This is a genomic window from Peribacillus sp. BM1 (assembly GCF_056679975.1).
The window spans coordinates 3,780,150-3,802,012 of record NZ_CM155259.1 but is presented as its reverse complement, the minus strand read 5'-3'; the positions used below and the strand labels follow the sequence as shown (position 1 = coordinate 3,802,012).

27 protein-coding genes are annotated in these 21,863 nt (G+C 37.5%); 20 read left to right on the top strand and 7 right to left on the bottom strand.

The window, feature by feature from the left end; translation table 11 throughout:
- Positions 1-14 precede the first annotated feature (14 nt).
- From pstC to pstB, 3 genes are read left to right on the top strand one after another with little or no spacing between them, the layout of a single operon-like run.
- Positions 15-980: a phosphate ABC transporter permease subunit PstC gene (pstC, locus tag AC1MGI_RS18275; RefSeq protein WP_480349862.1), complete on the top strand. Its 966-nt coding sequence runs from the start codon at positions 15-17 to the stop codon at positions 978-980.
- The gene (pstA, locus tag AC1MGI_RS18270; RefSeq protein WP_062178009.1) at positions 980-1,861 is read left to right on the top strand and encodes a phosphate ABC transporter permease PstA; all 882 of its coding nucleotides are present in this window, start codon (positions 980-982) and stop codon (positions 1,859-1,861) included. The genes pstC and pstA overlap by 1 nt, the downstream gene beginning before the upstream one ends.
- Before the next feature lie 15 nt (positions 1,862-1,876).
- A complete protein-coding gene (pstB, locus tag AC1MGI_RS18265) occupies positions 1,877-2,698 on the top strand; it encodes a phosphate ABC transporter ATP-binding protein PstB (RefSeq protein ID WP_480346814.1) in 822 nt (273 codons plus the stop codon).
- 73 nt (positions 2,699-2,771) lie between these two features.
- Here the strand turns inward: pstB and AC1MGI_RS18260 are convergent, their stop codons facing one another.
- Positions 2,772-3,242: a hypothetical protein gene (locus tag AC1MGI_RS18260; RefSeq protein WP_480346812.1), complete on the bottom strand. Its 471-nt coding sequence runs from the start codon at positions 3,240-3,242 to the stop codon at positions 2,772-2,774.
- A complete protein-coding gene (locus tag AC1MGI_RS18255; RefSeq protein WP_480346811.1) occupies positions 3,239-3,613 on the bottom strand; it encodes a hypothetical protein in 375 nt (124 codons plus the stop codon). Before AC1MGI_RS18255 ends, AC1MGI_RS18260 begins: the two co-directional genes overlap by 4 nt.
- A gap of 516 nt (positions 3,614-4,129) precedes the next feature.
- On the opposite strand from AC1MGI_RS18255, the gene AC1MGI_RS18250 reads away from it, so the two are divergent.
- From AC1MGI_RS18250 to AC1MGI_RS18230, 5 genes are all read left to right on the top strand, one after another.
- Complete coding sequence (locus AC1MGI_RS18250; RefSeq protein WP_480346809.1) at positions 4,130-4,741, top strand: hypothetical protein; 612 nt, start codon at positions 4,130-4,132, stop codon at positions 4,739-4,741.
- 114 nt (positions 4,742-4,855) lie between these two features.
- Positions 4,856-5,005 carry a 50S ribosomal protein L33 gene (rpmG, locus tag AC1MGI_RS18245; protein WP_028391797.1) on the top strand — a complete coding sequence of 50 codons (150 nt, stop codon included), beginning with the start codon at positions 4,856-4,858 and terminating at the stop codon, positions 5,003-5,005.
- A 168-nt stretch (positions 5,006-5,173) separates the two neighbouring features.
- Positions 5,174-5,743 (top strand): 5-formyltetrahydrofolate cyclo-ligase, encoded by a 570-nt coding sequence (locus AC1MGI_RS18240; protein ID WP_480346808.1) that lies wholly within the window; start codon positions 5,174-5,176, stop codon positions 5,741-5,743.
- A 467-nt stretch (positions 5,744-6,210) separates the two neighbouring features.
- On the top strand, positions 6,211-6,414 hold the full coding sequence (locus AC1MGI_RS18235; RefSeq protein ID WP_062178023.1) for a hypothetical protein: 204 nt from the start codon (positions 6,211-6,213) through the stop codon (positions 6,412-6,414).
- A gap of 297 nt (positions 6,415-6,711) precedes the next feature.
- Positions 6,712-8,250, top strand: a complete 1,539-nt coding sequence (locus tag AC1MGI_RS18230; RefSeq protein WP_480346805.1) for a rhomboid family intramembrane serine protease — start codon at positions 6,712-6,714, stop codon at positions 8,248-8,250.
- Between the two features lie 455 nt (positions 8,251-8,705).
- On the opposite strand, the gene AC1MGI_RS18225 is transcribed toward AC1MGI_RS18230, so the two are convergent.
- Positions 8,706-9,569, bottom strand: a complete 864-nt coding sequence (locus AC1MGI_RS18225; protein WP_480346803.1) for a hypothetical protein — start codon at positions 9,567-9,569, stop codon at positions 8,706-8,708.
- A gap of 358 nt (positions 9,570-9,927) precedes the next feature.
- Here AC1MGI_RS18225 and AC1MGI_RS18220 point away from each other — a divergent pair, with 358 nt between their 5' ends.
- From AC1MGI_RS18220 to AC1MGI_RS18210, 3 genes are all read left to right on the top strand, one after another.
- Entirely contained in the window at positions 9,928-10,119 is a 192-nt protein-coding gene (locus AC1MGI_RS18220; RefSeq protein ID WP_062178030.1) for a YqgQ family protein, read from the top strand.
- A gap of 56 nt (positions 10,120-10,175) precedes the next feature.
- Positions 10,176-11,144 (top strand): ROK family glucokinase, encoded by a 969-nt coding sequence (locus AC1MGI_RS18215; RefSeq protein WP_480346801.1) that lies wholly within the window; start codon positions 10,176-10,178, stop codon positions 11,142-11,144.
- A 177-nt stretch (positions 11,145-11,321) separates the two neighbouring features.
- Positions 11,322-12,509 carry a YqgU-like beta propeller domain-containing protein gene (locus tag AC1MGI_RS18210; protein ID WP_480346799.1) on the top strand — a complete coding sequence of 396 codons (1,188 nt, stop codon included), beginning with the start codon at positions 11,322-11,324 and terminating at the stop codon, positions 12,507-12,509.
- Between the two features lie 52 nt (positions 12,510-12,561).
- On the opposite strand, the gene AC1MGI_RS18205 is transcribed toward AC1MGI_RS18210, so the two are convergent.
- Entirely contained in the window at positions 12,562-12,738 is a 177-nt protein-coding gene (locus AC1MGI_RS18205; protein WP_082674971.1) for a DUF2759 domain-containing protein, read from the bottom strand.
- Between the two features lie 547 nt (positions 12,739-13,285).
- Here AC1MGI_RS18205 and AC1MGI_RS18200 point away from each other — a divergent pair.
- Positions 13,286-13,918 carry an MBL fold metallo-hydrolase gene (locus tag AC1MGI_RS18200; protein ID WP_480349860.1) on the top strand — a complete coding sequence of 211 codons (633 nt, stop codon included), beginning with the start codon at positions 13,286-13,288 and terminating at the stop codon, positions 13,916-13,918.
- Between the two features lie 154 nt (positions 13,919-14,072).
- Here the strand turns inward: AC1MGI_RS18200 and AC1MGI_RS18195 are convergent, their stop codons facing one another.
- Positions 14,073-14,318: a DUF2626 domain-containing protein gene (locus AC1MGI_RS18195; RefSeq protein ID WP_062178037.1), complete on the bottom strand. Its 246-nt coding sequence runs from the start codon at positions 14,316-14,318 to the stop codon at positions 14,073-14,075.
- A 564-nt stretch (positions 14,319-14,882) separates the two neighbouring features.
- Here AC1MGI_RS18195 and comGA point away from each other — a divergent pair.
- Genes comGA through AC1MGI_RS18155 form a run of 8 tightly spaced genes read left to right on the top strand, consistent with a single transcriptional unit; the run spans position 14,883 to position 19,092 of the window.
- On the top strand, positions 14,883-15,956 hold the full coding sequence (gene comGA, locus AC1MGI_RS18190) for a competence type IV pilus ATPase ComGA (RefSeq protein WP_480346796.1): 1,074 nt from the start codon (positions 14,883-14,885) through the stop codon (positions 15,954-15,956).
- A complete protein-coding gene (gene comGB, locus AC1MGI_RS18185) occupies positions 15,943-16,974 on the top strand; it encodes a competence type IV pilus assembly protein ComGB (protein WP_480346794.1) in 1,032 nt (343 codons plus the stop codon). Before comGA ends, comGB begins: the two co-directional genes overlap by 14 nt.
- A gap of 11 nt (positions 16,975-16,985) precedes the next feature.
- A complete protein-coding gene (comGC, locus tag AC1MGI_RS18180) occupies positions 16,986-17,297 on the top strand; it encodes a competence type IV pilus major pilin ComGC (protein ID WP_480346792.1) in 312 nt (103 codons plus the stop codon).
- Positions 17,290-17,748 carry a competence type IV pilus minor pilin ComGD gene (comGD, locus tag AC1MGI_RS18175; protein WP_480346790.1) on the top strand — a complete coding sequence of 153 codons (459 nt, stop codon included), beginning with the start codon at positions 17,290-17,292 and terminating at the stop codon, positions 17,746-17,748. Before comGC ends, comGD begins: the two co-directional genes overlap by 8 nt.
- The gene (locus tag AC1MGI_RS18170; protein ID WP_480346788.1) at positions 17,735-18,055 is read left to right on the top strand and encodes a hypothetical protein; all 321 of its coding nucleotides are present in this window, start codon (positions 17,735-17,737) and stop codon (positions 18,053-18,055) included. The genes comGD and AC1MGI_RS18170 overlap by 14 nt, the downstream gene beginning before the upstream one ends.
- Entirely contained in the window at positions 18,006-18,488 is a 483-nt protein-coding gene (gene comGF / locus AC1MGI_RS18165) for a competence type IV pilus minor pilin ComGF (protein ID WP_480346787.1), read from the top strand. Before AC1MGI_RS18170 ends, comGF begins: the two co-directional genes overlap by 50 nt.
- Complete coding sequence (comGG, locus tag AC1MGI_RS18160) at positions 18,475-18,879, top strand: competence type IV pilus minor pilin ComGG (protein WP_480346786.1); 405 nt, start codon at positions 18,475-18,477, stop codon at positions 18,877-18,879. The genes comGF and comGG overlap by 14 nt, the downstream gene beginning before the upstream one ends.
- A gap of 36 nt (positions 18,880-18,915) precedes the next feature.
- A complete protein-coding gene (locus AC1MGI_RS18155; RefSeq protein WP_480346784.1) occupies positions 18,916-19,092 on the top strand; it encodes a YqzE family protein in 177 nt (58 codons plus the stop codon).
- A gap of 179 nt (positions 19,093-19,271) precedes the next feature.
- On the opposite strand, the gene AC1MGI_RS18150 is transcribed toward AC1MGI_RS18155, so the two are convergent.
- Entirely contained in the window at positions 19,272-20,066 is a 795-nt protein-coding gene (locus AC1MGI_RS18150; RefSeq protein WP_480346783.1) for a YqhG family protein, read from the bottom strand.
- Entirely contained in the window at positions 20,044-21,729 is a 1,686-nt protein-coding gene (locus AC1MGI_RS18145; protein WP_480346782.1) for a DEAD/DEAH box helicase, read from the bottom strand. Before AC1MGI_RS18145 ends, AC1MGI_RS18150 begins: the two co-directional genes overlap by 23 nt.
- Positions 21,730-21,863 lie beyond the last annotated feature (134 nt).

Genomic DNA, 21,863 nt, shown 5'->3' with positions numbered 1-21,863 from the left:
TCCTTTTGGCTATGATGAAAGGGGTTTTCAGATTGCCACGCGGTAACGATAAAGAGTACTCAGTGCAGCAAATGATTACAGAGAAAAGATTAAAGAAAAAGAACCAATTTAATTTTGAAAAAATAATTCCCGGACTACTTTTACTGACAGCGGTTCTATCTGTTTTAACAACGATTGGAATTGTGTTCACATTAATATTTGAAACATTTATCTTCTTTGACCGAGTATCAATCATTGAATTTTTCACAAATAAAAAATGGTATCCATTTTCTGCGACAGATGCATCATTTGGAATTATGCCGCTCGTTGTGGGTACTTTAAAAGTAACAGGAATTGCAGCAATCGTTGCAGTCCCTATTGGTTTGGCAACTGCCATCTATTTGAGTGAGTATGCTTCTGAAAAAGCACGTAGAATCATTAAACCAATTTTAGAAGTATTGGCTGGTATCCCTACCATCGTGTATGGATTTTTTGCACTGACATTTGTTACGCCAATATTGAAACAGTTGATTCCGAGTCTTGAAACATTTAATGCATTAAGCCCGGGGATTGTCGTGGGAATTATGATTACGCCAATGGTTGCTTCTTTATCAGAGGATGCCATGTCGTCTGTACCACGTTCAATTCGCGAAGGAGCCTTCGCACTTGGAGCCACTAAATTAGAAACGACAATTAAGGTCATTTTACCCGCAGCAATATCTGGAATTACCGCATCGGTTGTTCTTGCTTTATCCCGAGCAATTGGTGAAACGATGATTGTTTCAGTGGCAGGTGGGTCAACACCGAATGCAAGTTTTGATGTCACATCCTCTATTCAAACAATGACGGCATATATTGTTCAAGTGAGCACAGGTGATGCTGGGTATCAAACGACCATTTATTATAGTATATATGCAGTAGGAATGACATTGTTCCTCTTTACACTGTTTATGAACTTGTTTGCACAGTTCATCACACGAAAGTTTAAGGAGGAATATTAATGAATAAGTTAGTGGATAAAGAAATAGTTGCAAAAAAAATGCCGAGTAGGATTATTAGAAATCAAGTATTTAAAGGATTGTTTTTCCTTTCCACGTTGTTTGGTTTATTAGTACTCGGGGTATTGTTTTATAGAATAATTACTCAAGGGATTGGTTATTTAGATTTGGATTTCTTCCAGAACTTTGCATCAAGAAGACCGGAAAATGCTGGAATTAAGGCTGCCATCATCGGTACAATCTGGCTTATGGTAGTCGTGGCTCCCGTTTCGTTAATTCTAGGTGTCGGCACTGCGATTTATTTAGAAGAATATGCGAAAAAAAATAAATTTACATCGTTCATTAAACTTAATATCTCCAATCTTGCCGGCGTCCCTTCGATTGTATTTGGACTACTGGGGCTTACCATTTTCGTTAGAGCATTGGCATTAGAACGTTCTGTACTAGCTGCAGGATTAACGATGAGTCTTCTTGTTCTACCTGTCATTATTGTAGCCTCACAGGAAGCAATCCGTTCTGTTTCGAAAGAACTCCGTGAAGCATCTTTCGCAATGGGAGCAACGAAATGGCAAACTGTTTTAAAAGTTGTATTACCTGCTTCGATTCCTGGCATCTTAACCGGTGGGATTTTGGCATTATCAAGAGCGATCGGTGAAACAGCACCACTTATCGTTATTGGAATTCCGATGTTCGTCGCCTTTTTGCCTAAAACAATCATGGACACATTTACTGTATTGCCTATGCAGATCTACAACTGGACATCCCGTCCTCAAGCAGAATTTCAAGATGTAGCAGCGGCTGGTATTCTAGTTATGCTTGTTTTATTAATCCTAATGAATTCGATTGCGGTATTCATTCGAAATCATTTCCAGAAAAGATATTAAGGGAGGAAACAGCAAATGAATGTAACAGTATTAAGATCCCAAAATGAACAAGACGGAATAACTACAAAGACCCATGAGGAAAAAGAATTTGTCTATAAAACAACAGATTTGAACCTATGGTATGGAAGTACACATGCCTTAAAAAACGTCAACTTGAATTTGTATGAAAATGAGGTTACCGCTATCATTGGACCATCAGGGTGTGGAAAGTCGACGTATATTAAAACGCTAAACCGCATGATTGAAATGGTTCCTGGTGTAAAAACATCTGGTGAAATCCAATACAGAGGTCGTAATATTTTAGATAAATCATACGGTGTGGAAGATTTACGTACTCAAGTAGGAATGGTGTTTCAAAAGCCAAATCCATTTCCAAAGTCTATTTATGAAAATATAGCGTACGGTCCCAAAATCCATGGAATCAAAAATAAGAAGGTTCTTGATGAAATTGTTGAGAAAAGTTTACGTGGTGCAGCGATTTGGGATGAGGTGAAAGACCGTCTAAAAGAAAATGCGTATGGCCTTTCAGGTGGACAGCAACAACGTCTTTGTATCGCTCGTTGCCTTGCCATTGAGCCGGATGTCATCTTGATGGATGAACCAACTTCTGCACTGGATCCTATTTCGACTTTAAAAGTGGAAGAATTAATTCAGGAACTAAAAAATGACTTTAGTATTATCATCGTTACGCATAACATGCAGCAAGCTGCACGTATTTCTGACCGTACGGCATTTTTCTTGAGCGGTGAGGTTATCGAATATCGTGATACAACAACAATTTTTTCAAACCCAACTGATAAACGGACAGAAGATTATATTAGTGGAAGATTTGGTTAATGAAAAGGGTCTGACCTCGCACTCTGTATTGAGTTGTTGCGGGGTCTGACCCTTTTTTGAGATATTCTCTTCACTATTCAGTCAGCATTTTAACAATTTCGGTAAGTTCCATATTAGGTGTAAATGTATATTGTCCAATCTGAATGCGCTTGATTAATTGATTTTCTTTCAAGTATTGGAGAAACACTACACCATTTTCGAAAATGCCCTCGTTTTCAAGAACCTCTGCTATTTTCTCAGGTGTCATCCCAGATTCCACAGTTAACGTATAAGAAACAGCAAATGGCTTCTCAGCTTGTATAGGTACCGCTCGTTTCTTAGTAGCATCAGAAATGGTTTCACTGACCTGCTGCTTGCTTGTAGACTCTTTTTTGCTAGTTTCAGCAGATTGGATTTTGTATCCGTTATGTTGCAGCATCACTTTCGCTTCTTCAAGGGTTAAAGAGGCTTTCTTTTCAATAGGAAATACATATGAATAGCCACCAACAAGAGCAGACGTGAATATGATTCCTGCTGCAAATGCTCGAATTGTCGATTTATTCATGTTTTGATCCTCGCTTTTGTTGCATCTTCAATAACTGTGATGACCGTATCCATCGATAAGGTAGATTGTTTGGCAATTTGCTCAAGTGATATCCCTTGTTGATACAGTGAGAGCACTTGGCTTTTAAGAATTTCATTGATCTGTGAAGCAGTGTTGTTTGGTTTATGTACTGTATACGATGGAGGATTTTCTTGAATAAGTAGTTCTTCTTCTAATATTTTGATTTTCTTTTTAATTTGATACATGTCTTGCATATGCGTAATGGTCATTTGCTCTATTTCTTCTTCAAGTTTTGCATGATCTTTTGTGAAGAAGGAAATTAGTAAAAGAATACTGGAAAATACCAAAAGACCAATTAGTAGATATTCCATACGTTCACCTCTGCATTTTTTTAATTGGGTCTTTCTGATCGTTTAAACCCCTTGATACCGTCGCTTCGAGTGAAAGTAGACAAATACTACGTTGAACTAAGGATGCGAATCAAAGGTGGCTAAGACAAAGGCATTTAGCTATTTAGTCGTTCGGTCACAATTCTTAATTTACCACACTTTTTTGCGAAATTGGGCAAGTTTCTGGAACAATGAGCATAATTATAAAAAATAAACCGGTATTTGTCTAATCAGTTACTGAAACGTTGTCGAATTTAAATGGAAAAACCTAATAAATACGTATTAGAAAATATTTTTTGATTAATTTACCTAGAAGGAAAGGGAGTTATGCAATTCGACAAAATGCGTTCATTGTATGGAATGCTATTCAGTGCTACGATTAGAGTAATAAAAAACTGACTATTCTAACTATTGAACAGACACACAGCTCGAAAGTTGTAGGTCTTACTTAAATGTTAATATATTGAAGCGCTTACATTAAATGAAAAGGGGAGAATCATGATGAATACTTTATCAACTTACGAAACATTACCCAAGGGATCTGAGTCACATGGCTTCCGGAAACAATTAAAGGCTGGAATATGGATTGATGGAGAATTTGACTGGTATTCTGAAGAAGAAATGGCTGTCAATACAGGGGGGCAAATGCGTTCTCTTATTCAATCTTTTTCAAAACAGCATATATCATTTGTGAGATGCACGATTAAAAATACATCTGCTTTTTTAAAATCACCTAAAATGGTTTTTCATTATGAAAACATGCGTGATCCTCAAAATGTTGCCTTTTATTGCCCAGGAGAGAAGGCAATTTTACACATTGGCAAAAAATCAATCTCCTTGCTTGGTGGGGTAGTAAAAGGAAAGGGGATCTCGCAATATTGTATTCAAGGAAAAGGGAGCTTGTATCAGTATGGCTGCTTTAAATCGCTTAAAGAAGGAATACTGTCCTATTCACCGCTTGCAAAAGGAGAAGTGAGTAGCATCTTTTCCTTAGAACCGGAAATTCAACCTGATGAGTGTATTGAAGCAGTCGCTTGGGTCATCCACACAAACACCAAAGAGGAAGCCTTGTTTATGCATGATCAATTACTTTCTGCTCTGCCCCGTTAATAGAAGTATTTTATGATAATATTTCTCAAAAAACAGACTAGCATTTGTATAGAAAAAATGCTATTATAGAAAAGTCCTATGTGAAAACGACAATATGTTTGGAGGGAAATACACATGCGCGTGAATATTACATTAGCTTGCACTGAATGTGGAGATCGTAACTATATTTCTAAAAAAAATAAACGTAATAATCCAGATCGTCTTGAGCTTAAAAAATACTGCTCAAGAGAAAAACGTTCAACTACACACCGTGAAACAAAGTAAGCAACAGGGTTTTCTCCTGTTGTTTTTTTTTTGTAGAAAAATGGTTGGAGCTATACAAAATGTAGTACAATAAGAATTTAATTAACTGAAAAATTAGAATTTAATTAACGATCTTTTCATTTAAGTTAAGTGATTACATGTTAAAACATAAGAAAGGCGGTATTCTACATGACAGATAATAAGCGGGAAATTCGTGAAGAAATGAAACGAAGATTATCAAGTTTGTCTACGATTGAGCATACCCAGCTTTCGCGTGAAATTGCACAGAAAGTATTCGCGCTAAAAGAATGGAAGCAGGCAGAAACGATTGGTATTACTGTAGCGGTTCATCCGGAGCCTGAAACAAAATTTATTATTGAACAAGCTTGGCTCGAAGGAAAACGCGTAGCGGTTCCGAAATGTAAGCCAAGTAGTAAAGAATTGGATTTCAGGTACATAACCAGCTTCTCGGAATTAGAGACGGTTTATTTTGGCTTACAGGAGCCCGTATTGGCGACGGAGCAGGCAACTAAGGAAGACCTCTCATTACTAATCGTACCGGGTTTAGCGTTTACAAGAAAAGGGTACCGATTGGGCTTTGGTGGCGGATACTATGACCGTTTTCTTTCCGATTATAAAGGCAAGCTACTGTCACTTGCATTCGAACTTCAGTTAATGGAATACTTGCCTATCGAATGTCATGATATCCCCGTTTCAAAAATTATTACACCAATTCATGTATATAGCGCCGAGAATTAATACTTTTTCTTATGCATATAAAGAGAATGTTCAAAAATCCGGTAAAAAAGCTTGTGAATTGCATCAAAGCGTATTTTTGACCTTCTTTGAAAGTCGCGCACGTCATGACGAGCCACACAGAAGTCAGCACATCCTGTGAAAGTCTGGTTCTCGCGTATTCCTACATATTTGAAAGGTTGTTGAGATGTGCTCGCAGAACTTCTCTGCTCTTTTTATCCTCCTTTTTGAACGCGCACTTAAAATGAAACTTAGATTAATCGACAGTACGAACCCGATTTAATGAACTAAACTACTGAAGAGCACAGCGGTAGTTTCACTGTATCTCACCAATCGGGGATTTACAGGCTGTTTATCCCCACCTATTTATTGCTTGTTTTTCTCGGGAAAATTGAGGTGGGGGTATTACAGCTTGTTAAACCCGGATAAAAAGTCTTGATTTCGCCACACTAGGGATAGGAGGGATGGATATGCTTCGAACAATAATGAAAATAATGATGATTGGCATGGTAGTGTATTTTGGATATCATTGTCGTTATCGCTTGATGAATCTGATCTTAGCCAATTCATTTTTGCGTAAATTGCTAGTTTCGGGAACATTTGGATCACGTGCTGTACGTGAGAAGATGTTGCAAGGCCTCTTTAGTGGGGGAAATGGTACTAATTATTCGTAAGGCAGGTTTTGGGTCTGATTCTGTATCTCCTAAGCTTATAGGAGTGGGGATCAGCCCTTTTTTAGGAGCTAAGAAGAACATTATGAATAGCAATTTTTTCGAGAGTAGAGCCAATCAATTTAATGCGAATCTATATTTTTCAATGTCTATAGATTGAGCAAGGCTCTTGCTTTTGAATAACAAAAAAACGAAACAATTGATGTACGTTTGTTTGTACAATTACAATTAAATCTACTATAGTGAAGAGAAAGGGTAAGCAAGAATACATAAATTAGCAATAAGAAAGTGGGGAAAGTATTGGCAGTTAAGGAGGATTATCTATATTGGTCGATTATTAAACAGCTTACAGTTCAATATCATTATCGAATGGTTACGATATCTGACGATCATCAAGAAATATGGCTTGAAACAGAGAAAGACAAGGCGTTTCCTGTTGTTAGAATCATTCGTCATGATCTTGATTGGGCGAATTGGTTAAAGCGTGATATTGACAGAGCCACTCTAATTGGTGAACAAATAAGGAGAAAACTTATTAAAAAGCCTTTGGATGTTTTGAATGTGTATATTACAGAGTTTGAACCTGTAGATGAATATGAATTTATTGACAAGAAAAGGATGGCAAACAAAACGACAGTCACTTCACAAATCGTAAGTACAGCTGCCTATACTGACAGAATAAATGAGCTTGAAACGATGTTTACTAAGTCTCTTTCCATTGAATTTCCACCTGATGAGGAAATTGACGAACAAAGGATTAGCAAGGTAAAACAAGTTGCTCTAGCGGGTTCTGTTCAACAAGCAAAGGAAGAACAACAGCTATTCCAAAGAGGGAAACCTTTATTTACATATATTTTTATGGCGATGCAGATTATCATCTTTTTATTAATGGAAATGAATGGTGGAAGCACGAATACAAAAACACTAGTGGATTATGGAGCTAAATATTCGCCTTATATTCTGTCCGGAGAATGGTGGCGCTTTTTTACACCAATTGTTGTACATATTGGCCTTATGCATTTATTGATGAATTCCCTATCTCTCTATTTTATTGGAACGGAAGTTGAACGGCTTTATGGAAATATCCGATTTTTAATCATTTATCTGGTAGCAGGCTTTGGTGGATCATTAGCCAGTTTGATTATTACGCCGTCCGTTTCTGCGGGAGCGAGTGGCGCTATTTTTGGCTGTTTTGGTGCTTTACTCTATTTTGGCATCATATACCCGAAATTATTTTTTAGAACGATGGGCATGAATATTATTATTTTGATTGCAATCAATTTAGGCTATGGCTTTTCAGTGGCAGGAATTGATAATGCCGGGCATATTGGTGGGTTGGTCGGCGGCTTCTTGGCTGCTGGTATCGTCCATCTCCCTAAACATAAACCAAACATTAAACAACTATTATTTGCGGGTGCTACGATTATCCTTACCTTTGGATTGCTTCAATACGCCTATAGTGATAGGAATCAATCTGTATACTTTGATGATGAAACGACAGGGAGTTTGGCCCGAGAATATATGACTGCTGGAGATAGTGATAAAGCATACGAACTGTTAACGACTAGTATTGATAAAATGGAAACTCATCCGTTTTCTTCATTTGTATTAGGAAATATTGAATTTGAGCGTGGTAATTATCAAGATGCCTCAATGAATTACGAAGAGTCCGTAATGCAAAATCCGGAATTTCATCAAGCTCATTACATTTTAGGCTTATGCTATTATAAGCTACATCGGGTGGAAGAAGCGAAGAGCCAGTTTCAAAAAGCGGTTGATCTTTCTCCAGATCAAGAAGAATATCAAAAAAAATTGAATCAGTTGAATGAAACACCATAAAGTATCACTATCTTGCAAATAATAAGGGTTTTAGGAATAAATGCTCTATAGCCTTTGCGTACCAATTAATACGTGGGGGTCCCTCCCCATGATTTACATAAATGATTTAGACAGTTGACTAAAGCTAACCTTTGAAAAAAGCCTCGCATGAAGAATAAATATTTTTCTTCGTGCGAGTGCTTTAGAAATAACTTTTATCCCGCTTTAACGGGCAGTAAACCTCCCACCTCAAGGTCTAGAGGAACCGTAGAAGCATAGTTGGGGGATAACTACCCGTTAAAGCCCGATTGGTGAGATACAGTGAAACTTACCTTTGTGATCTTCAAAGGCTTAGTTGAACCAATCGGGTTCATACTGTCGATTGATCGAAGCGATAGCGAAGATCTTAGCGACAGTAGAACGGGACTAACAATCAGTGGGAGATGAAGAACCCCCCCACTGATTGAAGTTTCACTTTATATACTTTGCCGAAGCACTATAGGTGTTCCGTCGCTAGTTTGCAATAGAATGAGAAGCTCTGTGTGATTTTTTGCAACAAGTACAATTGGGATAGTACTGCCGAGTGGATTTAGGATGCTTCCGTCTTCTTTTTGTATTCCCAAAAGATAATTTTTATATAGTCCTTCCCAAAGTTTTCCAATTATTTCTTCTCTCTGTGCCGCTGGAAAACTTTTAAGTAGTTCATGGGTCCTGTTTGGCAAATCCGTTAATGGTAATGCGGTGTAATGATTTTCTAGGATGCCGAATTGCTTCAGGACGTCTGTATAAGCTGTATCGACAATAGACCTTGTGTACTTGTCAAGTGTATGCTGCCATTTTTTTTGCTCATTATTGATCGGATCGTGAAATACTTGAAAGTCCTTTTGGAGAGAGAGGATTGCATAAAGATGATCTTTACTCATTTTTTGCACACTTGTATAGGTGTTTTCTTTCGGATGAACTTCTCCATAATGGAAACTGACGCTTTCGAAGAGACCACTTTCTTTTTCAGAAAAAGATTTTATTTGTAATAAATTTGCTTGATTTTGTTTCCAATCCTTTATAAGTCCTAGTAATCGGCCGTTTCTAAATAATAAAGAAATATCTTGGCGTAAATAAACCGGCTGAGCTAAGGTGGATTCGACTTTCCAGTTTACTTGATAGTGTGACGCACCTTTTTGCTTTGCACGTAAATTCGTATCAGCTGTAGTAAAGCGGAGGTCAGGGTCTATCGGGAAAAAAATAATGGTTTCTTCGACAGATTTTGATCCGAAGGTAAAAAATGCAGCTAATAGAGCAGTTACTAATATAATGGCTGTATGCTTCCATTCGATTTTCATTATGCACCTCCAAAAAAATCACGGTACTCTATCTTATGAATGAAGATGGACAACTATGAAAATATATTTTGTTTTGCAAATAGATAAAACATTTATGAGCGCCTGTTCTAAAGCCCATCGATAAAGTAAAAATTCCATTAGTGGGGGAATGTAGCCTGTTAAACTGGGATAAAAAGGTTCGCAGGTTTTATAAACTGTATCACCTTATGAAGGTGGCGGTACAGAGCTGATTTTGCGAAGCCCCGCCATTTTTTATAGAAAAGCGCTTTCACTTGTCGATTAATCATGTATTCGCTATACTTTTACTAGAATATATAGAATATAAATTAAGTAAAGCAACTTTAGGAAAGGGACATTCATGAAAACAATTTATGATATTAAAACATACTTAAGAAGATTTGGAACGTTCATTTATACAGGTGACAGAATCGCAGATCTTGAACTGATGGAAGTAGAGATTCGAGAAATCTACAAGTTAGGTATAATGGACACTAAAGAATTCCAGATGGCTATTTTGTTGTTAAGACAAGAGATTCAGGCTTCGGAATGAGAAGTAATCGGGTTGATGTATATAAACATTCAATAAAAAAGTAGAAGGTGACATAAATGGATAAATGGCTAATGGGCGTAGATTTGGGTGGAACCACAACGAAACTCGCAATTATTAATATGTACGGTGAAATTCTCCATAAATGGGAAATTTCAACTGATATTTCAGATAATGGTCAGCGCATCACGACCAATATTGCCAAAGCGATTGATGATAAATTGGCGGAATTAGGAGAGTCTAAAAGTAAGTTACTTGGGGTCGGAATGGGGGCACCAGGCCCTGTAAATGCTGTAAATGGTTCAATCTATGAAGCTATTAATCTTGGCTGGAACAACTACCCGTTAAAGGATTTACTGGAAACGGAAACTTTACTACCAGCTGTCATTGATAATGATGCGAATATAGCAGCACTTGGAGAAATGTGGAAGGGTGCAGGGAATGGGGCAAAGGATATCGTTTGCGTGACACTTGGAACTGGAGTCGGTGGCGGGGTCATTGCTAACGGATTAATGGTTCATGGGGTAAGCGGTGCAGGTGGAGAATTAGGTCATATCACAGTCGTACCAGAGGCAGGTGCTCCTTGTAACTGCGGCAAAACCGGCTGTCTTGAAACGGTAGCTTCCGCGACAGGAATCGTTCGTTTGGCAAAAGAAGCTTTGGAAAAAACAAACGAACCTTCCTTGCTCCAAGAAAAAATAGATGATGGGGAAAGCTTATCATCGAAACTCCTATTCACATGTGCACAAGAAGGAGATGTTATATCTCTAAAGGTTATTCAGCAAGTTAGCAAGTACTTAGGCCTTGCTTTAGCACAGGCAGGTAATATCTTGAATCCGGAAAAAATCGTCATTGGCGGAGGGGTCTCTAAAGCGGGTGATTTACTGCTTAAACCAGTTCGGGATTATTTTGAACTCTACGCATTTAAGCGGGTTCGCAAATCAACAACAATTAGCATGGCTACACTTGGAAATGATGCAGGAGTCATCGGAGCTGCATGGCTTGTGAAAAAACATTTCGCTAATTAATGGATTTTGATAAATCATCACAATGAGAGAATGTTCCAAGAAAGGGTGTGACCCTTTCGTTATGGGACATTCTTTTTTTGCATTTATTAATAAAAAATATTTTGTGACAGTTTTTGGGGGCTTTCGTTGATTTTTTGTTTTATAATGAATATCTAAAGCATTAGTAAAAAAGGAGGTGTGGGGGTTGAAAAATTTTTTAGGGCAGTAGTTCATCTATTACTGCGACCGGGACTGCCGGCAATTCGTTTAAACAATTGTTTTGTATTATGTACCATCTCCATATTCCTTCTCCTAACGGCTTGTGAGGCCACGAAGAATGAAGAAACACTGAAACCAGAAAAAGAATTAGAAAACCCCGTTGTCGTTGACGACAAGTATGAGATACCTGAATTTCTAATCGACAAACACGAACAGATTGTACAAGTGTATGGCTGGTTGGATTCCTCCACCATTATTTATTCGGCAAAACTCGGCGAAAATAATCAATTACAGGTGATGAGCTGGAATTTTCAGACGCAGAAAAAAAGCGTTTTTTATCAACCAACCGAAGATATTGTGGATGTCAGTATTAGTCCAGATCGATCGTACGTGCTCGTTCATTTAGCTCCAGTGGCTAATGAAGCAGTGATTGAAGTTTTGAACCATGATGGCACAATGGCTTTTTCTGCTTCTGTTCCATCAATTGAGTTAGCTTATGAATGGAATATACATGATCAAGGTGTGTTGTTTCTTTCTAGTTTTTTTGAAGATTGGTCATATCGAACATACATCATAAATACGAAAGAACAAAAGATTGAAACGATAGAATTTCCACAACCCTTTGTGAAGTGGGGAAGTAAGGAAGACCTGCTGTATCTAGACTGGAATGAAGATGAGCCTAATTTAAAAGCGCCACTTATGAAGAAGAATCTTCATTCGAATCAGCGGGAAAGTATGATGCTTGACGTTATTTACTTTACTCGAACAGAGCATATATTAATGACGATTCAAGATCAAAGTGAGAACTATGATAAAGCTACGTATAGCTTTTTTACTGATAAAAACAAGCGTATTACAAGTTTTTCAGCACCACATTTAAAAAACTATTCAAATTGGCTAATTCCTTACTTCGACATGAGAGAAGAAACTTCTCAATTTATCTCTTTCATACCAGAAAAAGCGGCGAATGTTAGTCAATATGCTGGGGGATTTTCCTTACAGGTATTCAACTGGAAGACAGGAAAAGAAGAAGTGATTCTTACCAAAGCGGAAAACGAACCATTAAGCTGTTCACCGAATGGTATTTGGTGCCTTTATGGGAATCAATTTGAAAAAATTATTAACTTGAAGAATAAAACAGTAAATCATTTATTTGAAATTAGCTAAGAATAAAGAGGCCGCCGATTGGCAGCCTCTTTATTCTTAGCGCTTTAAGTAATTAGTGTACCAGTGTTGGAAAGCCGTTGTTAATGACAGTCATAATGGCAAACCAGCCAAATACGACTGTACTTCCTCCAGCAAACAAAATCGCTAGAATGTTTTTATCTTTAAATGCACGTAGTGTAGCAGCTAGTCCCAATATTGCGACTAGAGCGAAAATAATTACTAATCCCATGTTTTTGCCCCCTTTGTTCTCAATCTTTGCTTACTTATAATGTACCCAAAGATTTGATAACGAACTTTAGAATATGTAATTTTGATTGCATATATTAACATTTTAATGTTTTTTTGGATGTTTGTCGAGGTTTAAAAATGAACCTTTTTGTATGAAGGGCATGGGGACGGGTCTCCGCGGCTTACTAATGTAGCCAGCTTACTTAGCGGGTACATTTATATTATTGAGAAAGCAGCTGAAATTCCGGTTCCACACCGCCACCATTATGATTAGGCGAGTGTAGCGTGTTTAATGAACTATCCTTCATAATAACTGGTGGCGTTTTAACACCATTCAGGTTTTGTAATTAGATTGATGCTTCATGGTAAATGATGGCGTTATTACGCTATATTCTTTTTGTAAGTTAAATGAATGGTTTTATTTTTTCAAAAATGATAGGTTTAAACCGTTATATGTTTCTCGCGAATCTAATATGAAACATCATGTCTTAGAAGTTGTGTGAAATGATCATAAACCGTTTTGCAATTAAGAATAGGAGTGGAAGATGTTGAAGTGGAACCAGATTCCTTTAGGACCGTTACAAACAAATTGCTACGTCATAGAGAAAGCAGAAAAGTGTGTAATTGTCGATCCAGGCGGAGAAGGTAATAAATTAATTCAGTATATTCAGACTAAAAAATGGCAGCCCATGGCGATTTTATTAACACACGCTCATTTTGACCATATCGGAGCTGTGGATGTTATTCGAGATTATTACCAGATTCCCGTATACTTACATGAAAAGGAAGCAAAGTGGCTTGCAGACGCAAATCTAAATGGCTCACAATCATTTACCCCGGGGAACCCAATCGAAATAAAGCCTGCAGATCAAACCATTACAACAGAATTTGACTTGGTGCTTGGCGAATTCCATTTTACTGTATTGGAAACTCCAGGACATTCACCAGGAAGTGTTTCCTATTATTTACGAGATGAAGGCATGATTTTCGCAGGTGATGTACTTTTCCAACAAAGCGTAGGCCGCACAGATTTAAGAGGTGGCAATGAACAGCAATTGCTGAAAAGCATTCACGATAAGCTATTAACCTTGCCAGAAGATACGATTGTCTTACCTGGACATGGTCCGATTACGAACATTGCTGATGAAATGGATCAAAACCCGTTTCTGAATGGATTTTAAGATAAAAAATATGAAAAAAGAGGGTTTCCAAAAAAAAGAAAGGGTCAGATCCCACATCTACTATAGATCGTTTATTTGTCGTGTGAAGGACATTATAAACGATCTATAGAGTGTGAGGTCAGCCCCTCCTTAGCCCCTTTTTACTATGTAGCAATTAATGCGCTGCCCCGCCCGCAGGCAGTAAAAATACTGTGTAGTAGCTGTATCCGACAAAGAAAACGGTTAAATAAGCGCCAAACACATAGATATACATACGCTCTGAAAGACGAAGATAACTTAAAAGTACAAAAAAACCAGTTTGCCCGAAGAAAAGTAAAGATAATGCATACATGTCTCCAAGGTAGAAAAAGATTGCCATAATGGCTGTCCAAAAACCTAGAACGCGATACATACGATCCACTCTAATACCCCCTTTAATTCCCATTGATGGTTACATCTAACGTAATTATAGAATAGTTGCTCACGAACTGTAAAGTCTAGTTTGTAAGCAATACCAAATATGTGCAGGGTGACAAGTTTTAAAACAGATAGAGATTGTTCAAAAAGCCCGGTAAAAAAGCTTGCGAATTGCATCAAAGCACATTTTTGACCTTCTGTTAAAATCGCGCACGTCCTATGCAAGTCTGGTACTCAACGTTACTGCATACGCGAAAGGTTCCAAAGATGCGCTCGTAGAACTTTTTGGCTCTTTTTATCCTCCTTTTTGAACACGCACTTTAAGTCTTATTTACTATGCCCATTATTATATATGGAAATTCTTATGGCAGTGAAAGAATCAGTAAGTCATGTAATCCAAACAAGCCCAATAATCTAAAGCCGGTTAGAAAAATATTTGTAGCATTATTATGGACGGTCATACTATTTTTCACTCAAAAAAATATTTTAAATAATTTTATTTTTTTAAAAGGATTTTGCCAAAAAGCGTCGAAATGTATAATTAACCAAAATAGGAGGTGAATTGTAAGTGAAATCGATTGAAAAGACAGCTGACGATATCCTTTCGCGCGCTGTCCGTCTAGGAGCATCTGATATTCATATCGTTCCTAGAAAAGATGGTCCTCTCATCCAGTTCCGCATTGAAAGTAAGCTACATCCCCAGGAAGTGTTAACGAAAGACCAAAGTGATCGCCTCATTTCTCATTTGAAATTTCTTGCTTCGATGGACATTGGTGAAAAAAGACGGCCGCAAAGCGGAGCCATTACCCTTGAGTTGGACAACAAAATTATTGGTCTAAGATTATCTACGCTACCCACCGCTTTTTCCGAAAGCCTTGTGATTCGTCTCATTCCCAAGCAAAACATTCTTCCCGTCGAGCAGCTTTCCATTTTTAAGAATACAGCGGATAAACTATCAGCTCTGTTAAAACATTCTCATGGATTACTGATCCTAACCGGACCGACCGGAAGCGGAAAAACCACTACCTTATACTCGTTGCTTCACCACGCAAAAGACATGACTAACCGCAATGTTATTACCTTAGAAGACCCCATTGAAAACGAATCAGAACAAGTTCTTCAAGTCCAAATTAATGAAAAGGCAGGTATTACGTATTCAGTAGGCTTAAAAGCCATTTTGCGACACGATCCCGATGTGATTATGGTAGGAGAAATTCGTGATGCAGAAACGGCGGAAATCGCTGTGAGAGCGGCCATGACGGGGCATCTCATACTCACAACGATGCATACAAGGGATGCCAAAGGCGCCGTATACCGGTTGCTCGAATTCGGAATCAATTGGATTGAAATTCAACAAACCTTACTAGCTGTGACGGCTCAAAGATTACTAGAACTTCAGTGTCCAATCTGCAAGAGAAATGAATGTGATGGCGAGTGTGGTATTAAAAAGAGAAGAAAACGAGCAAGTGCATACGAACTTATTACAGGTAAAGAGTTGTCAGCAGTATTGCAATCGGCCAAAGGTGAAGGGAATGACGTATATTATCGAAAATTAAGGAATGAAATCGGCAAAGCAGTTGCATTTGGGTATGTAAATCAAGAGGAATTTACAAGATTGGTGTATGAACATGAAACGAAGTAATTGGAATATGAAGGAGCAATCACAATTTCTTCTCAAATTAGGAGAGCTTTTAGAATTTGGCTACCCGCTTGCCGAGGCCATCCGATTTCTTATGCTTCAGCATACTAAAAAGAAAGAAGTGGATTTACAACGTTCGATTTCAGAGCTGCGAAGCGGAAATCCCTTTCATAGCGTCTTAACTATGCTGAATTTTCATCCTCAATTGGTCCACTTTATTTACTTTTCAGAAGCATACGGCAACCTACCTAAAGCACTTCAGGAAGCAGGACTGTATTGGGGGCAAAGAAATGATGATATCGAGAAATTAAAAAAGATCTTTCTGTACCCTCTTTTCCTCATTTTCTTTGTAACAATTGTATTTTATATGATGAAAACTGTGCTTCTACCTAAAATTCAATCTCTTTTTCAAACGATGAATGCTGAAGAAACGTTGTTATTACAAATCATTGTTTCATTCGTAACTTTATTGGATTTGCTTCCTTACCTCCTCATTTTTGCGATTATCGTATATCTGCTACTCCACTCATTTTATTTGAAGAAACTCTCTCCTTTTAAACGCCAAAGCTTGCTTTTAAGAATCCCCCTCCTTGGCACCTTTATAAAATTGTACGAAACCCATTTTTTTGCAAGCCAATTAAGCGGCCTTTTAGTAGGAGGATTATCTATTAACGAAAGTATCACCCTATTTGAAAAGAGTGGGGTTCAGCCGTTTTATCATGATGTTTGTCAATTAATAAGAAATGAATTAACGGAAGGGAAGCCGCTTGACGCCATATTTCGAGATCTGCCCTATTTCGAGAAAAGGTTAAGTGTCATTACAGCAAACGGTCAGAAATCAGGAAGGCTTGAGCAAGAATTATATATGTATAGCCGTTTTATTTTGGATCAAGCCGAAGAGAAGATGAAGTTTATGATGCAGATTATTCAGCCAGCCTTATTTTCGCTAATTGGTCTTGTGATTGTTTCCATTTATTTGGCTGTTCTGTTACCAATGTTTTCGCTTATGAAAGGACTTTAAGGAGGAAAAAAATGAATGAAAAAGGGTTTACACTCATTGAAATGCTCATTGTTTTGTTTGTCATTTCTATCCTGTTAATTATTACGATCCCTAACATTTTGAAAAACCAAAATTCAATTCAGTCAAAGGGTTGTGATGCCTATGTGAAAATGGCTCAAAGTCAAGTACAGGCTTATCAAATCGATCATCATGCATTACCAGAGAGCCTAGCTGAATTGAAAGATAAGGAATATCTTAAAGAAACCTACTGCCAGAAGGAAGGAGATATTATTCTGAGCGCAGATGGAGAAGTCAGCTTAGTGAAGGAGAGTAAGGATGAATAATGAGATAACAATTACTAGTGACGAACAAGGCTATACACTTTCTGAGATGTTGCTTGTGCTGTCTATTTTTATGTTAATTGTTTCTCTAAGTGTCGGCTTTCTACCAGGCTTTTCAAAAAGCATGGAGAAACAGCTCTTCATGGATCAAATGATTGATGATTTGCATTATATACAGCATTATGCAATGACTCATAATATGAAGACGATTGTTTCGATTGATACGAAAAACAAAAAATACTATGGATTCACCGATTTTAAAGAGAAAATACTTGTTCAACGATCGATTCCAAATGACATAAAAATTGATAAAGGGAGCCTGAATTTGGAACTTACCTTTTACCAAGAAGGAGTACCTAAAATGTCAGGCACTTGGTTGATTCGGACGAAAAATTCAGTAAATAAACTCACCATTTATTTAGGGGCAGGAAGGATGAAAATTGAGAAACTCTAACGGATATATATTTCTAGAGACTATGATTGCTTTTGTCATCTGCTTATTTATTGTGAGTACGATTTTGACTATCGTCCATGAAGTCAAAATTGATCGTGCAAATATAAAAATTAGATCCGTTGCCCTGCACCTACTTTATGAAACATTGGCCGCTTATCTTGACGGTGATGGAAGATTGTCAACAGAATTATCGGACGAGTACCGTTTCACTTGGACGATTGAAGACGAATCGGCAAAGGTAATGGGATGTATTGAATATGAAAATTCAGAAGGTTCATATGAAACGATTTGTGACGCAGTTGAATAATCGAGGGTTCACACTCGTTGAGATGTTGCTGTCCTTGTCGATCTTTATTTTGATTGCTGGAATGATTGTTCAGCTTTATGTAGTAGTAGGGAAAGAACTTTATCAGGAAAAACGGCTCAATCAAATGGAGTGGGAAATTTTTCTACAACAAATTAAAGGAGAACTTTGGCTATCTAGCAGCCAGACTATATTAAATGACAGCATGTATATGGTTGTAGGGGAAAATATTATAAGCATTGAAAAATATGATCATATTTTACGAAGGCGGGTGAATGGTACGGGACACCAAATTATGCTTCAAAACGTTTCTAGCTTTCATTGTAGAATGGAAGAAAATAAGATAGTTATATCCGTAAAAGATTTGGCAGGAAATACGTTTACAAGGGTGCTGAGACCCTTCGTGACAAGTGGGTTTGAAAATGTACAAGAATGAAAAAGGGGCTGTATTGCCTGTCACAATGGTTGTAGCCTCGATTTTGATTGTGTTCACTTTTTACAGCATAGAGAAATTCAATCTTGAAAAAATGTTTTACAAAAATGTTGAAAATGTTTTAGTACTTGATCATCTTTTGTTGTTGGCCTCGCATGAATTACAGAATATAGTCGCTCATGATACGTATGGTGATGAAGGAGTTCTTTACTTTCCCAACGGGACTGTTGAGTATGCAATGATAAGCAGCGAAGAGCGCTATTTTTCGATGGAATTATCTGCATTAACAACGCAAGGTCTGAGTAGGAAAGTGAATGTCCTTTACGATATAGAGGAGGGGGAGTTGGTAAAGTGGGGGAAAGTATATACTCTAAACGATCATATGAATAAGTAAGCTGATTTTGTCCATACTAAATAGTAGGTGATGTCTATGTCTACGAATGATTATATTAAATATTTAACGCAGCAACTAGTAAAATACTTTGAAGTTCCAAAAAACGTTCGAAAAGAACAACGCAAACATAAAAAAGAAAATAGACCAACATTTCTAAGTCAATGGTTTGGAATTGTACCTTTCGCAATTAGCATGCTTTTAAAAAGAAAATAAAGTGAAACTTCCATCAGTGTTTTTTTCCACTGATGGTTAGTTAAACCCGGATAAACGAGAGAGATTGTCCAAATAGGGTCAGACCTCACACTCTTTACACTGTTTATTGTGTCATGTACACATCATATAAATAGTGTTTAGAGAGTGTTGGGGTCTTGACCCTTTTTGTTTCTAGAAAACTAAATCGCTTGATTGGACAAATAAAATAATCCGCCATTAACAATAGAAATAGTAATATTCGGTTCATAGCGATTTTGTAATGCTTCTTTTTCTGTATAGTAGCTCTCAGCTTTGTCTTCCATATCTTGATAAAAGTTTTCAAGTAACCGTAAATCATCTTCCCATCGCTCGATCGCTCTTTCAGCCCAAGTATGATCGTCACCTTCGAAAGTTCGCCTAATATATGAGTCAAGCCTGAGCAGACCGCTTTTTGGTTTGATGAGCGGCGATAAGGTAAATGAGTAGTCTGGAATTTTTGGAGTTACTTGTATTTGTAAAAGCCTTTCATGAAACTGTTCGACGATTTCTCCGGTTATTAAATTTAAGCCTGCAGACAACAGAATATCTTTCTTGCGATCACTTTGATAGGAAATTTTTGCATTGATAGAAAGCCATGGATATAAGGGATTCTGCGTATGGTCCTGCTGGATAATCTCCTCGTATAAGCGGATAAATCCGGCAAGCTTTTTCGTAGAGGCAAAAATTTGATGTAGTCGTTGTGATCCGAAATGGATCAGTTCCCCTTTGATGTCAGCTGGTGCCTGTTGTGGATCTGTTATAAGGGTAAGCTGAGATGGCTTGGGAACGCCACCGGTTTTTTCAAGGTAGTGCCAGTAAAAGGGACGGTTCATCAATTCCTTATCGAGTTCAATCGTTAATTGAATCGTTAAATAAGCAGGGTGATTTTCTATAATTTCACAATGATTCGCTTTGAAATAGGTGAGCAAGAAATCATGAATTTCCTGTTGCTTCATGAAGATTTCCCTCCTTCATTTCTTGGGCGAATTGAATCATGGAAGAAAGATTATCCATTTTAATTTTCATTTCACCTTCTGATTTTGACCCATCTACTACATCCACTAAATAATCTTCAATATTGCCGATATCTAATTTTGTTAAAATATCATCTAACTCGCCAATCACCTTTTCAAATAACTGAATCTTTTCATAGAGAAGTTTCAAGATATGTTCTTCTACTGTATTTTCCGTCGCGAAATTATAAATCATGACATCTTTGGTTTGACCGAGCCGATGAATCCTGCCAATTCGCTGCTCCAGCCGCATCGGATTCCATGGCAAATCAAAGTTAATTAAATGATGACAAAATTGTAAGTTGATACCTTCACCGCCAGCTTCTGTAGCAATTAGCACTTGAATCTTATTTTGAAATAGCTCTTTCATCCAATCTTTTTTACCGCGCTTAAACCCGCCACGAAAAGGTACTGAGCTTATGCCGTTTTGCTGTAAAAACCATTGCAAATAAAGTTGTGTAGCTCGGTACTCCGTGAAAATAATGACTTTATCGTTGATTTTCTGGATTAATTCCAACGCCTTCTCTGCCTTTGAATTGCGCTCAACTTGCTTTGCTGTTTCAAAGAGATTATTCAACTTTTCTATGAATTCAGGTGCAGGATTTTCATGTTTTTGAGACATGTTTTTTAAAGTGGTAAAGACTGCTTCTTTGCTGCTACATGCTTCTCTTTGGAGGGTTAGGCTTGAAAATGCACTTCCCGCTCCTTCAGATTGCGATCGGAACGCAGCTACAGCGTCATATAATGCCTGCTCAGTAGGTGAGAATTTAATTATAATTGTTTCAACATGACGTTTCGTCCACTCGATTCCAGTATCGGCACGGCGGTTTCGAATCATAACCGTATTAACAAGCTCCTTAAGATGCTCATCTTCATAGATGGTACGGCCTTTTCCTTTATACTTTTCAGAAAAAAGAGCTGCATTTCCTAAATGTCCAGGTTTAAGAAGGGAAACAAGATGAAAGATTTCTTCTACCTTATTTTGAATAGGTGTGGCAGTTAAGAGAAGGCAGAATTTCTTTTTCAAACTTTGAACAAATTCGTAGTTTTTTGTTTTATTATTTTTTAATTTATGAGCCTCGTCAATAATGATTAAATCGTATTCTTGCTTAAAAATGATGTCTCTATGTGGATTGCGCTTCGCTGTATCTATGGATGATACGATACAATCACATGAATCCCATACATAGCTTTTTCTCTGAACAACAGCGGGGATATGAAACTTTGTATTTAACTCAAACGCCCATTGGGAAACAAGTGAAGCAGGAACGAGAATCAGTACTTTTTTCACGAGACCCCGAATCATATATTCTTTAATGATTAAACCAGCTTCGATTGTTTTCCCAAGACCTACTTCATCAGCCAAAATCGCTTTGCCATTCATATTTTCAACAACTTGTCGGGCAGCTTCGAGCTGATGAGGAAGTGGTGTTAGCTGATTAAGATGATGAGGTGCTTGTAACCCTTCAAATTCTGGAATGGCCAGATGCTTTTCCGCTTGAACTGCAAGTTTATACAGCTCCCAATTCGCCCAAGGGCCGTCATTCTCCACTTTATCTAAAAATTCTTCTGACCATTCATCGTCAAATTTGATTCGAATTTGCATAAATATTGCTCCTTTCTAAATATACAAACCTAATATACGAACATTAATATGGTAAATGTAAAAAAAAGTTTGGTTTTTACGAGAAAATTATTGCGATTCAAGCATTATTAATGGTAGTATGAACGTAATAAATA